The organism is Bacillus sp. BD59S, assembly GCF_007363175.1.
GTDB lineage: Bacteria > Bacillota > Bacilli > Bacillales > Bacillaceae_G > Bacillus_A > Bacillus_A pacificus.
Genome location: NZ_CP034686.1, coordinates 2,526,406 through 2,543,726 on the forward strand (window position 1 = coordinate 2,526,406; position 17,321 = coordinate 2,543,726).

Consider the following 17,321-nt stretch of genomic DNA (forward strand, 5'->3'; position numbering starts at 1 on the left):
ATAGAAACATGTTAATTATACAAGATTCTACATAAATTTCACACTGCAATTTTACTAATAATTTTATTTTTAAGACATGAAAAAATATATGAAATGTCCATAATCCATCAGGTGCTATATTGAATTCAAAATAAGATAAAAAATAAACCACTTAGACAAGTGTCCAAGTGGTTGGAAAGAGACGCTATAGCATCTCCTTTTTATTACTATCCTTTCAAATTCAGTATCATATGTAGTAGATAAGCCGAATTTAGAAAAAACTATCTGATATACATAGAATCAGGTACGGACATTAAATAATAGAAAAAGACTCCAATTATTCCACTAGTAAAAATAATAAATCCCATATTGCGTATGCCTTTAATTTTTGACTGTAAACCTATAAGCCCTGATAGTAGCCCAGTTAAAGAAAATAGGATCCAATATAACTCGGTTGGGACATCAAGATATCGACTACCCTCAACGCCCAGCCCCCCAAAAATATAGGGCAGTACGACAAAGGAAACACTGAGTAATCCCATAATACTCACGAGTAATTTATGATATTTGACCCCTGTTATTATTAAATAAATCCCACCCGCAAATCCGCATAATACGAGATAAGGTGTGTATAGTATCCAAAGAAGACTTAAGATGAGCATATGTAAGTTCCTCCTATTTTTTGGTCATTATAGTCTATTGATTTTCTGAATCTGCTACTAATTTTTCAAGATGACCGAGTGCTTCTTCTAAATCAAACGAGTTAAACAAACGATAATCTTGTTTATCTAAAATACGATAATGCTGACTAATTAAATTTTGTTGTAAACGAAAGTTCCCTTTTTCTTGAATCTGTTTCCACCATACTTTTCCTCCCAGTGTTTTCTGTTTGGTATTGCTCATGTTTTTATGTGCTAAAGTTGCAATGACTACTAATGGATCATCTCCTAGACTAGACTGTAAAACCTCGCTATCCCTAAACAATGCACAAATTGCTACGGTATTGGTCCACCCTGCATTTGTTCGTCCCTTCTCAATTTGAACGAGTGTTTTTTTTGAAATACCAAGAACTTCAGCCATTTTATCCTGTGTGTATCCTTTCTCCGTACGAATTAACTTTATTTTTGTTGATATGAGTTCGATTGTAAGCTCTTTATTCAATTCCTTAACCTCCGTAAGTAACTTTTGTTTTATTTAGTGTAATTTTACACCATATCTATTTTATTATCAACTTATTCTCTTTACGTTAGCTTTTGTCACTTCAATGTATTGAAACTAATTCTCATTTACGATTATCATCTTACTAATTATTCTTTTTACTCACATAAGCTCTATTGCATATTAAATGGATTTTTTTGCTACTTCTGACGCATATCCATTCCCCCAATATTTCGAATCAAGTAGATTATATCGCGAGCAATTTATATAACTTTACATAAGAAAAACAGACTACCACACACGTGGAGTCTGTTTTTTTCATCCTTTATTTTTGTACATCTGCCCACTTTAAACTTGTTGCTGGTCCAAATTGATGTACGTATAAATCTTTCACATACGGCTTTTGTAAGTAAGATAATCCACGCTGGAATACTGGCGCTATTACCGCATCATCCAGCAACATCTTTTCAGCATCTTGCAATGCTTTCCAACGAGTTTTTTCATCATTACCTAATTCTGTTTTAATCTTCTTAATTAACGCATCATATTCTGGATTTGCATATTCAGTATTGTTCACACTGCTTCCAGAAAGAAATACTTCTAAATATGTCATTGGGTCTGGATAATCTGGTAGCCAACGTGATAATGACATTTCATATTCTTTCTTCTTCTCTAGCGCTAGCTTTTGCGTATGTGGCTGTAATTTTACATTTACCTTTAAGCCTGGTAAGTTTTTCTCTAGCTGTTCTTTAATGTATTCTCCTACTTTCTTAAAGTTTTCTAAATCATAGTTTAATAACTCAAGCGTTACTTCATTTGTACCAGTCTCTTGCTTCGCCTTTTCCCAATATTCTTTCGCCTGTTTTACATCCGTTTTATTAAACTCACCTGCCGTACTTCTAAAATCTTTATTATCTGGACCTTTTAAAAATCCTTTTGGCACGTAATAGTTTGCAGCAACCGATCCATCATTTAAAAATGAAGTCGCAAGTCCTTTCTTATCAAACACTGTACTAAGCGCAAGCCTTGCATTTTTATTTTTAAGAATCGGTACATTTTCATTGAATCGGAAGAAGTACATAACCGGATCTGTATATTGTTTAAGCTCTTTATTATTTTTATATTTATCTACGAATTCAGTTGAAATGACAGCTCTATCAACTTTATCTGTTTCATATAAATTTACCGCAGTTGAAATTTCTTTAACAATTTGATAGTTTACTTCATCTAACTTCACATCTTTTTTATCCCAATACTTATCGTTTTTCTTCATTGTAAAGCTCGCTTCATGCTTCCAATCAGATAGTGTAAAAGGCCCATTATATACCGCTTTATTTGCTTCTAATCCGTATTTATCACCTTGTTTTTTCGCATATTTTTCGTTAATCGGATAGAACGATGGTAAAATAAGTAATTTTGTAAAATACGGTACAGGATGTTCTAACTCTACAACGAACGTTTTATCATCCTTCGCTTTCACTCCTAATTCCTCTAACCCTAGCTGTTTCTTATTTATTTTCTCCGCATTTTTCACATCGTATGCAATGTATGCATATTGAGAAGCAGTATCCGGATTAATAAGCTGCTTCCAAGCATATACGTAATCTTGCGCTGTTACTGGATCTCCGTTAGACCATTTCGCATCACGTAAGTGGAATGTATATGTTTTTCCATCTTTGCTCACTTCATATTTTTGTGCTCCAGCTTCAATCACTTCATCATTTTTCGATAAGCGGAATAATCCTTCCATTACGTTATTTAAAACGTTAAATGATACTGCATCTGTTACTTTCCCTGAATTCAATGACGGAATTTCACCCGTTTCTAGTAACTGTAATACTTTCTTCTCATCTTTTGGCTTTGTCGTTGTTTTTTCTTTTGCGCAACCAACTAAAATTGAAGAAACTAATAGAGTACTAACTAATGAGTAACGAACAACTTTTTTCATTAAAAAACCTCCCTCTATTTTTTAAGGTAAGTAACGACGCGCACCAGCGTATTCTTCTATATATCCTGGTGTATTTAGTGGTATAATCTCTACCGATCTTTCAGCTCTTGGTGAGTGAATCATATTTCCGTCACCAATATACATAGCAACGTGATGAACACTACCTTTCCCTTGATCATGTGCGAAGAAAATTAAATCTCCTTTTTGTAAATGTTCTTTATCAACTGCAACTCCATTTCTCGATTGCGGTCCAGAATCTCGCGGAATGGTAATACCGTGCGATTTATAAATTGTATGTGTAAATCCAGAGCAATCAAATCCGAAGCCACTTGTACCAGCCCATATATACGGTAATCCTAAAAACATTTTCCCTGTGTTTATTAAATCATCGGCTGCCGGAGTTGGAATATCATTTTCAGAACGGTAAACCGTTCCATCATTTTTTCGTAGCCAAGCTTTCTGTCCATTTGGTAACAACACGCGATATGAAATTGTATCTTCACTTAGTAACGGCAGTCGCGTATTATAGCTCACTTCAAGCGATTTATGTTTTTCAGAAGGATTTATATATAAAATTGCTGTCGGTTTCGTTACTAATACGAAAGGTTCATTTGTTTTATCTGCAAATTCTTGATTATAAGTTAACTGTTTTTCAGGCACCCACCCCGGGTAACCTTCCTCATTTCGTGGTGTTGGCTGACCATGGACTAACACTTTCACCCAGTCCCCTTTTTTATCCACAACTGTTACTTCTTGACCTAATAGCGCTTGCGTTTCTAATTTATTTGCATTTGTTAACCAAAGTTTCTCATCAAGCGTCATCGATTTCGTCCACTTCCACAAATCAACTGGATTTGTAGCGCTTGGTACATCAATTGGTCGTAATGAATCAGGCGTGGTCCAAAGTGTTGCGGCAGATACATCGATAAACGCTTTGCTATCTCGCTTCTCTTCAGCATGTGCTGATGTAAACGATGAAAATATAAATAAAGTTGTTAAAAATGCAGTTCCTACTTTTTTCATACATATCCCCCTTAAAAGATAGTTTACTAGTCTTTTCTCCTAAGATTTACTATTCACTGTCGATTGAAGGTTTACCTTTGACCCAGAATAAGTCATTCCTTCTGGTTCTTCCATTAACCAAAGCGGTGCATCGAGATCGAAGTAATGAATATTAGGATGTGCAGCTGCTAAATGGGCTACAGCACTAACGGAAAGTGAGGATTCCATCATACTTCCGACCATACATTTTACACCAGCTGTTTCTGCGATATCAGCAATACGCCACGCTTCACGTATACCACCGCATTTCATTAATTTTATATTGAGTAAGTCTGCATATCCTCCTTGAACGATTTTAAATGCATCGCTCGCTGAAAATATGCTTTCATCTGCCATAATAGGCGTTTGTACATGATTTTTGACGTACTTTAAACCATCCCAATCTTTCGCATGAACAGGTTGTTCAATAAATTCAATATTTAAATTACGATTTTCCATCTCTTTAATGATAGAAACTGCCTCTTTTGGATTCCACCCTTGATTTGCATCTAATCGTAACGTCGTATTTTTTGGTACGCTATTTCGAATTGCTTCAATACGTTCTAAGTCTAAAGGAGCAGATTTCCCCACTTTAATTTTTAAAGTTTGAAATCCTTTTTCTACATGTTGCTTTGCCTCTTTCGCCATAATGAACGGCTCATCTACACTTACGGTAATGTCTGTGTGAATTTCTTTTTTTCCACCTAATAATGCATAAAGTGGAACGTTATGATATTGACAATACACATCGTATAAAGCGATATCTACCGCCGCTTTTGCACTTGGATTTCCAATACAACTCATTTGAATGTGCTGTAGTAACTGCTGAAACTGAATGATATCTTGACCAATTAAACTTGAACGCATCGGCCCTAAAATTGCTTCTTCAATCCCGTTAGCGAAATCCCCCGTAATAACTGGTGTTGCAGCTGCAGCACCCTTGCCAACAATTCCTTCATCTGTATGAATATATACATCTATACTTTCTATTTCGGTGACAGTACGAAGCGCCGTTTTAAACGGTGTATGCAGATTTACACGTCTACGATTTACTTTTACATCGGTAATTTTCATTTTGTTCATCCTTTCGTTGTCTCGCAAAATGGAACCTTAATTCTCAATTATTTTTGGGCAATAATTCTCCTCTTTTGCTTACTTTTCTTGTAGAAGGTTAATGGGAAATAAAAAAATCCAGCCATAAGAAGATTCTTACGGCTGGATTTTGTCTATGAATGTGTAGACAAAGCAGCGATTTGATTATATTTTTTCTGTGCATCTTTTAATGCTACAAGTAGTGCTTTTTGAGACGAACCGAAATAACGATCTTTTATTTCCATTACTAATTCTGGGTCATTAATATTTTTATGTAGAAATAAATATTTAACAAATTGAGATGTTAATGCAATTGTCGCTGAGCAATCTGCATCTACAATTTCCCCAGTCTCCTTAACAAGTACAAACGCTACAAAATAGCTTTTAAACTTTTCGGTAATGGGATTATTTTGAGGTGCTTTCGCATCCCCTACGACATAAATTGTATTTGAAGCGTACACAGCTCACTTCCTTTCTAATACGGGATAACGGTTTTCTTAATAGTCGTATGAGTGATAAACTCAACATGGATTAAAAAATGTATCCGCTTACCTTGTATTATAGTACAATTGACAGAATTTTAACAACATTTATTTTCGTATATATTCCATAAGTATAAAAACAGCTCGAGCTCTTCATTTTTACAATATGTAATTGTTTCTTGTACCATGACATTCATACATGAAAAAACAGCTAGCTATTGCTAACTGTTCTATTACACTACTTCGGCAACACAAATATAGTTTCATTTGATTTAGAAAATTGATATTCTTTTCTCGCAAACTTTAAAATTTCTTCTTCATCGTCTGTTAAATTTTCTATGTTAGTCTTTAAAGAAGCCTCATCTTTCTTTAAAGAAACCAATTGTTTTTTTTGGTTCGTTATTGTATCTTTTTTTTCTACAATTACTTCTTGTTGTTTCGTTAAAATAAATTGAACGTACAAAGTAGCCGCCGCAATAAATATAAACATGAATATAAATCGCCTTAGTTTTTTCTTATTAATTGCTCGATTCTCATTAGACTGTGATAGTTGTTCTTGTATATTAGGAACATTTATTCGCTTGAGTTTCCTCATTATGAAATCCCCCTAACACATATATTTTCACTACCATCGGCATGATTTCTTATTAACTTTAATTCTATTCTTATAAAATAAGCTCCTTCACAAAAATATCTCACTAATTAACCAATTAAAGATAGCATTCGACGACATTTCTATATTTTTGTTGCATTTTTTTATGTATACTGCCATAAAATAGTAGTTTCTGTTATTCTTTTTCTACTATTGTAGAAGAGTTTTTTTACATACAAATTTCTCCTTGTTTTAACATGATTACAAGGAGAAAAAAATGCATTGTCGTACATTTGATAAAACCAGAATGACTATTTAAGAGCTTAATTTTAGAGCATCATAGATCATACCTATATACACTTAAAATAAGAAAAAAGCCCAAATTGGGCTTTTTTAATTTTGTAAATCAATATCATATTCCATACTTTTGGCCGTTTCTTCAGCAACCTCCACACCTAACAAATTTTTCACAATATGAAATGACATGTTAATCCCTGCTGAAATCCCTGCCGATGTAATGATGTGCCCTTCATCTACAAATTTCACATTCTCTATTACTTCTACATTCGGAAAATCTTTTTTGAAAGGTTGAATACTAGCCCAATGTGTTGTTGCTTTTACCCCTTCCAGTAAACCAGCTTTCGCAAGTAATAACGCTCCAGTACAAACTGAAGTCATTAGCTTTACTTCTTTCATTTGCTGACGAACCCAATTTATTATAATATCATTTTTCACTTCATTTTCCCGAACACCTTTACCACCTGGAATGATTAGAATATCTACTGGTGGTAAATCTTCAATACTATAATCGGGCTTTACCTTTAATCCGTTTCTTGCTGTAATCATTTCTCCATTTTGACTAACTGTATAAACAGTAAATGGTTTTTCTTCATCCGCTTCGGTTACAGAAAAAACTTCAAATGGCCCTGCAAAGTCTAACACTTCTACATCATCAAATAAAAATATACCTACACTCCATTTATTCATCCTATGTTCACTTCCTAGTGCAAATAATGTAAAAGGTGCTCATGTCCTTTTTCTAATGCAATATCATAGGCTGTTTTTCCATCATTTTTCTCAATCATCTTATTAGCTCCATTTTTAAGAAGCAATACAATAATTTCTTCATTCCCTAATAATGCTGCTTCGTGGAGACCCGTCCAACCACCACTTTGTATAACATTTACATCTGATCCTTTTTCAATTAAGAAAGCAACAAGTTCAATTTGCTTATTCGCTATTGCCGCTTGTAAAGGTGTATTTTCATTTTCGTTTTTTGCTCTAATATGTATATCTGCACCACTTTCTAAAAGGAAACTTGCTAGCTTTTTTTGTCCAAAATAAGCCGCTAAATGAAGTAGCGTCCACCCATCTTCACTAAATTCGTTAACTGCACTTGGATTCGTCTTTATAAACTCCACCACTTTTTCCTTATTACGACTTATAACAGCTTGTGTTATTGATTGTAAAATCTCCATAATAATCTCCCATCATCATTCAGAATATTTAATTACACTCTTCTATATGTTCTATTGATTATTATATTTTCCTCTTAAAATATCAGTTTACATAACAATATTATCTATCCCATTTCTATCTTTTATTTTAAATATTAAAATTTTCTGTTAAAATGGCGATAATCATGTTTTATAAGGAGGAGAAATTATGTTACAAGTAATGCCTTTAAATTGTGAAGACTATGATTTAATTACAGCTGCTGAGAAAATAATTGAAAAAAACTATAAATATGGCCGTCATCATATCGGTTCAGCCGTACGCACTAAAACAGGTAATATTTTTGCAGCAGTACATGTTGAAGCGAATGTTGGAAGAATAACAATATGTGGTGAAGCCATGGCAATAGGAAAATCTATTTCCGAAGGTGATCATGAATTTGATACTATTGTAGCAGTTGCACACCCACACCCTCATGAAGATATAGAAAATGTTGGATTGTTGCTCCATGTGGTATGTGTCGAGAATTAATAAGTAATTACGGAAAAAATACGAATGTTATACTCTCTTATAATGGTGAACTTGTAAAATGTAACGTAATGGAATTATTACCTGAAAAGTATACAAGTGAAGTAGAATAATCATTCCTGTTTTCCATTCATTAAATAATATTATTTCAATAAAAAAACAATCCATTTTAAAAACGGATTGTTTTTTATTTCTGTTTTTTGCAGTTTATTTTATTTTTCTATTTTCAATACCGATAGAATTACATTAATAAAAATGAAATTCAAATATGCAAGCGAGCCTCGCCCTGTATTTTTCATTTGAAAACCAAAATAGAATTTACCCTTACATTCAAAAAACATTAATATAAGATCTCTAAAATGAGGAATCTTATCACACCAATCTATAACAATTCTGTCTTCTTCCCTTGCCTGTTTCCTTTAGTACATATGATTTTAAAACTAGTGCTGTTAATGAATCCGTTAATGTTTTATATGATAAATTAGATAATGCTAATAGATCGTTCGTATATAACATTCTATGCTTCTCTAATAATAATAGTACTAATCGTTCAGACGGTTTTAATGCCTCATCACTTTCTAGTATAAAGTCGATATTTTTCATTTCTCTAATTATTACTCCTTATATAAAAAAATACTTACACAACTAATTTAATATAAAAATAATACACAACAAAATCTGAAATATATTAAAATAATATTGTTTTGAAACACTATTATACTATAACATAGAAAAAGCATTTCCCGAAATAGGAAATCCTTTTTTATATTACATATATAATCCTTCCAAACTTACATTATATTTCGAATTCGTATCCGTTCAATTTCCTCTTAATTTTTTATGAGCATCCTTATGTATTTGTAATAAAGTGATACTTCACCTCATCAATCAAGCTTTAATTAGCCGTTGATTCCCCACCTAACTTCTTTGCTTTCGCTAAACTTTAAGTTTACGGGCTTACTACCGATAAATCCAGTTTTTCTAAAATGATTTAAACAGATAAAAACAGTTAGTCTATCATGCTCTACACATGAATGACTAACCGTTTTTCCAGTGTTTTGTTCTACATTAAATATTTCTTGCGATATGCGGCTTACTGTAATGACTTGTTCCACCGCCACCTACTACTACTTTACCGCCTTTTTCAAAAATTAATAATTTACTTGAACCATCTGCAAGAAGTACTGTTACTTCCGCATTATTACTTGTTGCTACATAAATTACATAACCACTTTTTGAAATACACGTTTCCCAATTCGCATCAAATTCTGATCTTACTACACGATTTGAATACACTTGATTCTCAATTCTATCTTGTTCTACGTTTTCCAAATTTATCCCCCTATTTCTCCAAAATAACATTTATAGAAAAATAACAGTTCTATTTAAAATAGTGACTGTCTCTAATATAAATAGCATATGTAGTTAATAGAAAGATGCTTGGACGATGAAAACGAAATTGCATGTAAGTAATATACAATTAAAACAAGGCAATCGATATTATGTCGATCGCCTTGTTTTCTTAGATAATTCTTTATTTTTCTTTTCGCACGGCTTCAAAAGTAAACATTTGATTAGCATTTGACGGTTCTTTTTCATAAACATAATCAGCAGAGCAAGTAATGTTAGAGAAACCTATACTTTCTAACAGAAGTTTAAACTCTTCTATTCCATACCATCGCAGTGCGAAGCGTTGTAGTTCTGTTTGTACTAACTGTCCTTTACTCCATTTTTCATATTTTAAATACGATAGAGTAACTTGGTTTAGCCAATCTATTTCAATTGATTTATTTTCTAATGTAATTCCGTCTCCGCTTGGCAAAGAAAAAGTCGATGTATGAATTTCCCCAGTCTTCCAGTCATGCGGTAGCATAATATCTACAATTAATCGTCCGCCTGGATTAAGATGTTCATAAAAACATTTCAATGCGTTTATCGAATCCGTACGATTTTCAATTAAACAAAAAGATCCAGTTGGAATTATAATTGCCTCATATTTATGTGGCAGTGAAAATTGTTGTAAGCTTCCTTCATATAATTTAGGATGTAAGCATCTCTCTTTACATCTTATGCGGCACGATTCTAGCATTTCAGGTGAATAATCTATCCCATCTACTGTAAAACCAGCTTCAAGAAGCGGGATGATGACACGCCCTGATCCTACTGCCGCTTCGAGAATTCTTCCACTACAATTTTTTAAACGTTCTTCGTAATACTCAATATCACCATTTAAAGAATAACCGACAGGCTTTGTGTAATCATAAAGTTCCGTGCAAAGTGTACTATAAAAACTAAACATTTATTTTCTCCTCCGTTTTTTACGTACGGAAGATTTCCATTCAACTAATCTTCCTGTACCTTTATTTTTAATAAAAATTCGAAAGAGCTGACTGTCATAATATATCACTCGCTTCCCGTAAAATATAATTAAATTGTATAATATTACATTAAAAATTAACATATAAAAATTCAGACTTTTTACGAAAGGAGGATGTGATGAATTCATTAATTGGAATTATTTTTCTTCTTATATCTTTTAATACAATCATTTTCTTAATAGCAAAGCAGTATAAACGAATATGGAAAATATCCAGTGGCATTTTCATACTTTCTTCTCCCGTTGTTTTCTTTTCCACTTTACACGTTATTGGTGAAAAAGTAGGAGATGAATTCGCTGGAGGCTTTGCTTGCCTTACCTTTACTGGTCTATTAATTTTGAATGCAATTTTTTTATTTATTATAAGTATTTTTGTATCTTCCATTAGAAAATCATAATCCCTCCCTTTTTCAAAATGTAAAGAGCTTACTTTGCAGTAAGCTCTTTATTCATCACTATTTATTTTACAATTGGTAATATCACTTCACTTAATTTTACTGTAAGCTTCGTGCCCGCTTTCGGTCTAATTGTATAATCATAGTCGCTAGCAATTAAAACGACCCCTATTTGATGACCAGCTTTAAATACATAATCATCCGGTTGCATGTCCCATGTAAATGTATAATCTTTGCCTGGTTGAAGTGCTGTTGAATTTTTTATACTATTTAAGTTTTGAGGATCCATCCAACCTCTCGTAACGATTTCAGGTTTCACTCCGCCGTAATCAACAAGTAATGCTGTTAAATTTGATACAGAGCGATCAATATTGCCTTTAAATGAAATCTTCGGTGTACCGCTAATACGCATATCTTTTTGCAGCACAGGCATTGTGTACACTAATCGATTTGCTACCTCTAGCTCCGGTTTTTCTACTAATTGATTTGACTTTATTTTTGCGTCATCAACGAATGAGAAAACTTTATTAATAGATCCCATACCTAATGGTAAATTGACTGCTTTATTACTTAAATACATACGAATTTTTGACGGTACAGCAGCTGGATCTGGCCAGTTTTCTAATTTTTGCCATGTTTTATTTTCACGTTGTACATCAACCATTGGTTCATTCATAATGCCATTTTCAATTCCATACAACCAATAATCGAACCATTTATTTTGTGTTTTTTGCCAGTCATTACTTGACGTACCACCATGTCCACCTTGATGTAACCACATTTTACGAGGTACATTATTTTCTCCAAGCGCATCCCACCATTGCGCGAACTGCTTCGTTTTTACGTTCCAATCGTTTAAACCATGAACGACGAATACGCTTGCTTTTATATTTTTAGCATCTTTAACATAGTTTCGTTTATCCCAAAAATCATTATAATCACCAGTTTTCCGGTCTTGTCCAGCAGTGAGTTCTTTAATTATGGGAGCACAAACTTCTGGATTCTTTCTTGTTAGCACTGCTTCTGCCATATTATCTGTATCTTCCCCTTGATATCCACCTGGAGCAATGACTGCACCATTTGCGCGATAATAATCGTACCAACTACTAATCGCTGCGATTGGAATAATTGTTTTTAACCCTTCAACGCCTGTCGTTGCAACAGCATTTGGTAATGTACCATTGTAAGAAACCCCTGTCATACCTACATTTCCTGTAGACCAATCAGCCTTAACTTCCTCACCATTTTCTGTATAGGCTTTCGCACGTCCATTCACCCAATCAATAACCGATTTCGTCCCTAATATTTCTTGCTCATCCCCAGTCGTCGGACATCCATCTGATTTCCCAGTTCCAATACTTTCACCCAAAATGACTGCATAGCCTCTTGGTACATAATAATTTCCGTATGAGCCAAGATTAACAGCTCCATACGGTTTTCCTTCATATGCATACAATTCTTCATCTACATTATATACAGGAACGTCTTTTAAACCAGATCGATATGGGCTCATTTCATATATAACGGGCACTTTCACATTAGGATCTGTTTTTGGGCGCATAACTTTTACTGACACTCGGTCTTTTTTTCCATCTCGATCACTATCAACTTCTGTCTCTACAAATAAATTTTCAATAATTGCTTCATCAAGTGAGTAAATCGGTTTTGTCATCCCATTTTCTAATTCAATTTTCGTATTTGATTGTAACCCTTCTGCAACTTTCTCATTTATGTAGTTTTTTTCTTTATTGTCTGCATACGCAATCGTACTCGAAACTCCTGATGTAATTGATAAAGATAATATCGCTGATAGTGTAGCTATTTTCTTTTTCCCCATACTCTTTCCTCCCTATATATTTCTCCTTTTACTATACAATAAAATAACAGAAAATTCAGTTTATACTCATGCAACAACTTGAGAAATTTGTAGAACACTCTTTCAAGGTTATATAATCTGACTTACTACTCTCATATAATCAAAAAAACATCGCCTAATAATAGACGATGCTTCTAATAGTATTGAATTATACATTCTTCATATCAATATAAAATCGTATTTCTCCATCTAGAGTAGATACGCCATAGTCAAAACCATGTCTTTCTAAAATACTTTTCACAATCGCTAAGCCTAGTCCTGTACCCGAATGCTCTTTACTGCGAGAAGATTCTAAGACGTAAAAAGGTTCCCAAATTTTATCGATATCCTTCATATATTCAGCATTCATACCATTTTGAATTTGAAAATATACACTTTCATTTCGATCTTCTAAAGTAATTTTTATATTTTGATTTGTTGTATATTTTATCGCATTAGAAATTAAATTTTGTAATACCATACTCATTTTATTTACATCTGCGTAAATAATTGTATCGCCAACATTATAATTCACATGCAAATCAATTTCTTTCGACTCCAGTTCAATCTTATGCTTATCTATAATACTTTGGAGTAGTGATTCAATAGAGAATTCTTCTTTTTGCAAAACATCTCTTTCCAATTTAGAAAATCGTAATAATTCTTCAATTAAATTTGATATTTGATCTGTTTGTTTAATGATTGTATCTATGTACGTACCATCATCTAGATCATCTTTTATTCCCATAGAATATGCTTTTACTAGTGCTATTGGTGTTTTTAATTCATGCGTCACATCACCCATAAATCGTTTTAAATGTTCATTACGATCTGTTAAATCTTGATGTGCTTCATGTAGTTTTTCACTCATGATATTAATACTATTAGCTAAGTCTCCTATTTCATCATTTGTTTTCACTTTTGTTTTTTTAAACTGTAAACGTGAAATATCTTCTGCGACATCACTTAATTCTTTCAGTGGTGTTGTGATTGTTTTTGACAATATCCATACAAGTACAATAATAAGAAAAATCGTAATACCTAAAATGAATAAATAAAATGAATTCAACGTTTTTATTATTTCATTTGAATGTGCAATCGAAACCCCTACCAAAAACAACATATCGTCTTTCGCAATGTATTTCACAAAAAAGCTAGATTTGATTTTCTCTTGATCATATATTTTGTTAGATTGTCCGAAGTTCTTTACTTTCATTATTTCTTCTTTTGTAATCCAAAGTTTATTAAGGGCAACTCTTTTCCTTGTAAGTTGCATACGTAACTCATCATTAATTTGATCTTCCGAATTATTAATTGACGTATACGCAATCGTAACAGTTCCTTTATTTTCAGTGCTAGAAATTGCTTCATCTAGTTGTTCGCTCGGTATGGACTGTATTTGTGCTGTAATACCTTCTAAGCTTTCTCGCGTTTTGTAAATGTTATATTTCGGTAAAAGATAGTTGATTAATAATAAAGAAATCGTAAAAATAAGAATAACGGTTAAAGAAATGCTGAGAAATAGCTTTTTTCCAAGTTTATTCACTCTGTTCCTCCAAACTATATCCTAGCCCGCGATGCGTCTTTATAATATTTTCTCCAACTTTTTTTCGTAATCTTCTTACATGGGTATCAACAGTTCGCTCTTCTCCAAAATAGTCAAATCCCCATACGATATCTAACAATTTTTTACGAGTTAAAATCATGCCTTTATGATTTAAAAAACACTTTATTAATTCTAGCTCTGTTTTTGTAATATCTGTTTTTGTAATATCTAACTCTTTGTCATTTTTATAAACTTTATTTTTAGTAAAATCTATTTTCAAATCTTGAACTTGAATGACATTATCATGCTGTATAAGCTTTTTCGCCCTAGTGATTAATACGCCTGGATGAAATGGTTTTTTTACGTACTCATCTGCCCCGCTTTGAAGCGCTGCTAATTCATCTTCACTTTCACTTTTCGCCGTAAGCATTAATACTTTTACGCTTGAATTCTTTTTTATTTCCTTACAGACAGTAATGCCACTATGTTTCGGCATCATCCAATCTAAAATAGCTAAATCAATTTTCTCATCATAAAATATTTGAAGTGCTTCCTCTCCATCTTTCGCTAATAACACTTCGAAGCCTTCTTTTTCAAAATAAGCTTTTAAAATCCTTAACATATCTTGTTCATCATCTGCAATTAATACTTTCATGAATGATCCTCCATTGCTTTTAAACAAAAACCAATTGTATTATACAACTTCTTTGTTACATAAATGTGACAGAAAAATATTTGAACTTTTTAAGGGTATAGTAAAGACGAGGTGTTGTATTATGATTAAAAAAATCGGAGTCATTACTCTTCTTTGTTTCTTATTATCGACAAATGTGTTCGCAAATACAAATCAACAAATTGAAGTATTTGATTGTCAAAAAGAAATGGTCGTTCAAAAACAATCTTTAGATCCAGCTATTCAAAAAGAAGCTGTTCAATACGCTAAATCCATTACTGGTCCATTCAAAAACTTAAACGTCGTCCCAAAAGATGGTCACATGATAAAAATCCCTTTATCTAAACCAGTTTCTATTACAAATCAATGGTTACATACAACCATTGATGAAGTACTTATTCTTCTTCCACTTAATGAAAAATCTTATATTATGCTTTACGATGATGAAAATAATCCTCATTTCTATTATGTAAAAGGTGATCCGAAGGGATTATTGAAGAAAATGAATGTAAAAACATAATTGAATAAAAAAGAGATCTCATAAGCTTATCTTTAGAAACTGAGGTTTCTTTTTTATACCATCATTTCGGTAAATGAAATTAAAATTCCATTTTACGAATATTGGAACTCGAGACTAACAAAATATTGTTTTGACAGCCTTTTCTATAATACTTTATAGTGACTAGATCCTATATATAATTCCCCTTTCACAAATCCATTTGCAGTATAAAATGCATCGCCTTGCTTTGTATCTGTATGTAAAAGAACTATTTTAAAATTCTTTTCCGCATAAGATAATAGTTGGTTTAATAACAACTTCCCTAGACCTATACGACGATAGTCCTTTGAAATATAAAATCTCCTTAATCGGCCAATCTTATTATTTTCTGTATAAGGATCCTCATTCAACCCTCCTATTCCAATTAACTTTTCCCCTTGAAAAATACCATATAAACATTCACCAGTTTTATTAAATGTGTTTATTTTATTTTCATATTCACTTATTAGTTTTATTAGGAAATTAAATCCTTCTTCTTTGCTTTCCTGAACAAGGTAATTGTGTTCGTATATCATTAAATCTTCAATTTGTTGAATATGTATATCTTTCAAATAAATTCCCCCTTAATATGAAAATACATAAAAATGCTCAAGAATTATTTATTCTGAGCATTTTTATGATTGTTATCTTATTCAATTCGTAGTATGTGTATTCTTCACTTCAGATGTAAATCGATAATATAGTTGTCTAAGTCTTATTGAACTAAAGCAGCTGTTTGCTTAAATAAATACTCTTACATTTATAGTGTCTCTCAAAAATAATATCAGTTTATAAATTCACCATTCTACTCTAACATGTTCAAGTTAAGTTATAATTTGTTAATCTATATGTTTGTATAACCACTGTTCAAATACCTTTAACTGTTCCTCATTATGAAAATAATGTTCACCTATCTCCACGACCTCTAATTCACAACGATGCTTTTTTGTAAAATAGTCTATAGTTTCAAATTCACACAGTTCATCCTTAGCTCCATACATAATATATGTATCTGTATTCCATGTACTAATAGGATTCTCTTTTACATAGCATAAATAATCCCAATATAACTTTTGACCAATCGGTGTCTCTATAATCATTTCTTTTTGCAAAAGCTCTGATGTTACATTAAACCATTTCATCATATTTTCGATAACTCGTTCCATATTAACTACTGGTGATAAAAATAACGCCTTTTCTATCATATCATTTTGATAAGCTAAAAGGCTAAAATACGCACCTATACTACATGCAAACACACTTATTTCTTTCCAATGTTCTTCTGCATAATTCATAATTATAGATAATTCCCTAACACAAAACTGTACTTTGCAAGGAGTATCATCATTTTTTCTTTCTCCATGCTCAGGTAAATCAAAGCTTAATACTTGATAACCTTTTTGATTAGCTTCTTCAGCTAGTATTTGAATAACTGTATCTTCCTTATTTGACATATTTCCATGTACTGCAATAAAAATCTTCTCACTCTTATCTCCCCATAAAACTACAGGAATATTACTAATTTTAAAATTATTTTTAAGCATATTCCCTCCATAGAATAAGACATATAGAACTTGGTAAAAAACGCACACACTACATAATCCAAATCAAACTATTACTAATTTATCACAAATGAATTATACTATCTCTAATTCTTTATTA

The 17,321-nt window shown here is 32.3% G+C and carries 19 protein-coding genes and 2 pseudogenes; 3 read left to right on the forward strand and 18 right to left on the reverse strand.

Annotation, left to right across the window (positions count from 1 at the left end):
• Positions 1–260 precede the first annotated feature (260 nt).
• The 10 genes and pseudogenes from EKQ63_RS15090 to EKQ63_RS15135 all read right to left on the reverse strand — a co-directional run bounded on the left by EKQ63_RS15090 (position 261) and on the right by EKQ63_RS15135 (position 7,770).
• Entirely contained in the window at positions 261–641 is a 381-nt protein-coding gene (locus EKQ63_RS15090) for an ammonia permease (RefSeq protein WP_143881215.1), read from the reverse strand.
• A gap of 34 nt (positions 642–675) precedes the next feature.
• Positions 676–1,140 (reverse strand): helix-turn-helix transcriptional regulator, encoded by a 465-nt coding sequence (locus EKQ63_RS15095; protein ID WP_087953424.1) that lies wholly within the window; start codon positions 1,138–1,140, stop codon positions 676–678.
• 162 nt (positions 1,141–1,302) lie between these two features.
• A pseudogene (locus EKQ63_RS30275) lies at positions 1,303–1,383 on the reverse strand (N-acetyltransferase); the annotation flags it as partial.
• 79 nt (positions 1,384–1,462) lie between these two features.
• Positions 1,463–3,085 (reverse strand): peptide ABC transporter substrate-binding protein, encoded by a 1,623-nt coding sequence (locus EKQ63_RS15105; RefSeq protein WP_143881216.1) that lies wholly within the window; start codon positions 3,083–3,085, stop codon positions 1,463–1,465.
• Between the two features lie 21 nt (positions 3,086–3,106).
• The gene (locus EKQ63_RS15110; RefSeq protein ID WP_087953422.1) at positions 3,107–4,108 is read right to left on the reverse strand and encodes a C40 family peptidase; all 1,002 of its coding nucleotides are present in this window, start codon (positions 4,106–4,108) and stop codon (positions 3,107–3,109) included.
• Positions 4,109–4,147: 39 nt separating this feature from the next.
• Positions 4,148–5,209: a dipeptide epimerase gene (locus EKQ63_RS15115; RefSeq protein WP_143881217.1), complete on the reverse strand. Its 1,062-nt coding sequence runs from the start codon at positions 5,207–5,209 to the stop codon at positions 4,148–4,150.
• A 143-nt stretch (positions 5,210–5,352) separates the two neighbouring features.
• Positions 5,353–5,679: a DUF3870 domain-containing protein gene (locus tag EKQ63_RS15120; RefSeq protein ID WP_000271328.1), complete on the reverse strand. Its 327-nt coding sequence runs from the start codon at positions 5,677–5,679 to the stop codon at positions 5,353–5,355.
• Positions 5,680–5,938: 259 nt separating this feature from the next.
• On the reverse strand, positions 5,939–6,295 hold the full coding sequence (locus EKQ63_RS15125) for an FtsB family cell division protein (RefSeq protein ID WP_087953420.1): 357 nt from the start codon (positions 6,293–6,295) through the stop codon (positions 5,939–5,941).
• Between the two features lie 390 nt (positions 6,296–6,685).
• Entirely contained in the window at positions 6,686–7,279 is a 594-nt protein-coding gene (locus EKQ63_RS15130; RefSeq protein WP_088328237.1) for a DJ-1/PfpI family protein, read from the reverse strand.
• Positions 7,280–7,293: 14 nt separating this feature from the next.
• Positions 7,294–7,770, reverse strand: a complete 477-nt coding sequence (locus EKQ63_RS15135) for an ankyrin repeat domain-containing protein (RefSeq protein ID WP_087997227.1) — start codon at positions 7,768–7,770, stop codon at positions 7,294–7,296.
• A gap of 187 nt (positions 7,771–7,957) precedes the next feature.
• On the opposite strand from EKQ63_RS15135, the pseudogene EKQ63_RS15140 reads away from it, so the two are divergent.
• Positions 7,958–8,388 (forward strand): annotated as a pseudogene (locus EKQ63_RS15140) (cytidine deaminase).
• A 259-nt stretch (positions 8,389–8,647) separates the two neighbouring features.
• Here EKQ63_RS15140 and EKQ63_RS15145 read toward each other — a convergent pair.
• From EKQ63_RS15145 to EKQ63_RS15155, 3 genes are all read right to left on the reverse strand, one after another.
• On the reverse strand, positions 8,648–8,878 hold the full coding sequence (locus EKQ63_RS15145) for a hypothetical protein (protein WP_000789031.1): 231 nt from the start codon (positions 8,876–8,878) through the stop codon (positions 8,648–8,650).
• A gap of 465 nt (positions 8,879–9,343) precedes the next feature.
• Positions 9,344–9,607 (reverse strand): hypothetical protein, encoded by a 264-nt coding sequence (locus EKQ63_RS15150; protein ID WP_000432426.1) that lies wholly within the window; start codon positions 9,605–9,607, stop codon positions 9,344–9,346.
• Between the two features lie 202 nt (positions 9,608–9,809).
• The gene (locus EKQ63_RS15155) at positions 9,810–10,574 is read right to left on the reverse strand and encodes a class I SAM-dependent methyltransferase (protein ID WP_087953416.1); all 765 of its coding nucleotides are present in this window, start codon (positions 10,572–10,574) and stop codon (positions 9,810–9,812) included.
• Positions 10,575–10,771: 197 nt separating this feature from the next.
• Between EKQ63_RS15155 and EKQ63_RS15165 the strand changes: the two genes are divergently transcribed.
• Complete coding sequence (locus EKQ63_RS15165; RefSeq protein ID WP_087953415.1) at positions 10,772–11,050, forward strand: hypothetical protein; 279 nt, start codon at positions 10,772–10,774, stop codon at positions 11,048–11,050.
• Positions 11,051–11,111: 61 nt separating this feature from the next.
• Here EKQ63_RS15165 and EKQ63_RS15170 read toward each other — a convergent pair whose 3' ends face one another.
• The 3 genes from EKQ63_RS15170 to EKQ63_RS15180 all read right to left on the reverse strand — a co-directional run bounded on the left by EKQ63_RS15170 (position 11,112) and on the right by EKQ63_RS15180 (position 15,103).
• Positions 11,112–12,884, reverse strand: a complete 1,773-nt coding sequence (locus EKQ63_RS15170; protein ID WP_087953414.1) for a Xaa-Pro dipeptidyl-peptidase — start codon at positions 12,882–12,884, stop codon at positions 11,112–11,114.
• Between the two features lie 187 nt (positions 12,885–13,071).
• The gene (locus EKQ63_RS15175; RefSeq protein WP_087953413.1) at positions 13,072–14,448 is read right to left on the reverse strand and encodes a sensor histidine kinase; all 1,377 of its coding nucleotides are present in this window, start codon (positions 14,446–14,448) and stop codon (positions 13,072–13,074) included.
• Complete coding sequence (locus EKQ63_RS15180) at positions 14,441–15,103, reverse strand: response regulator transcription factor (RefSeq protein WP_143881218.1); 663 nt, start codon at positions 15,101–15,103, stop codon at positions 14,441–14,443. Before EKQ63_RS15180 ends, EKQ63_RS15175 begins: the two co-directional genes overlap by 8 nt.
• A 121-nt stretch (positions 15,104–15,224) precedes the next feature.
• Here EKQ63_RS15180 and EKQ63_RS15185 point away from each other — a divergent pair, with 121 nt between their 5' ends.
• Positions 15,225–15,641, forward strand: coding sequence for a hypothetical protein (locus tag EKQ63_RS15185; protein ID WP_143881219.1), 417 nt, complete (start codon positions 15,225–15,227; stop codon positions 15,639–15,641).
• A gap of 143 nt (positions 15,642–15,784) precedes the next feature.
• Here the strand turns inward: EKQ63_RS15185 and EKQ63_RS15190 are convergent, their stop codons facing one another.
• Positions 15,785–16,231: a GNAT family N-acetyltransferase gene (locus tag EKQ63_RS15190; protein WP_143881220.1), complete on the reverse strand. Its 447-nt coding sequence runs from the start codon at positions 16,229–16,231 to the stop codon at positions 15,785–15,787.
• Between the two features lie 267 nt (positions 16,232–16,498).
• The gene (locus EKQ63_RS15195) at positions 16,499–17,203 is read right to left on the reverse strand and encodes an alpha/beta hydrolase (protein WP_087953409.1); all 705 of its coding nucleotides are present in this window, start codon (positions 17,201–17,203) and stop codon (positions 16,499–16,501) included.
• Positions 17,204–17,321: the final 118 nt, after the last annotated feature.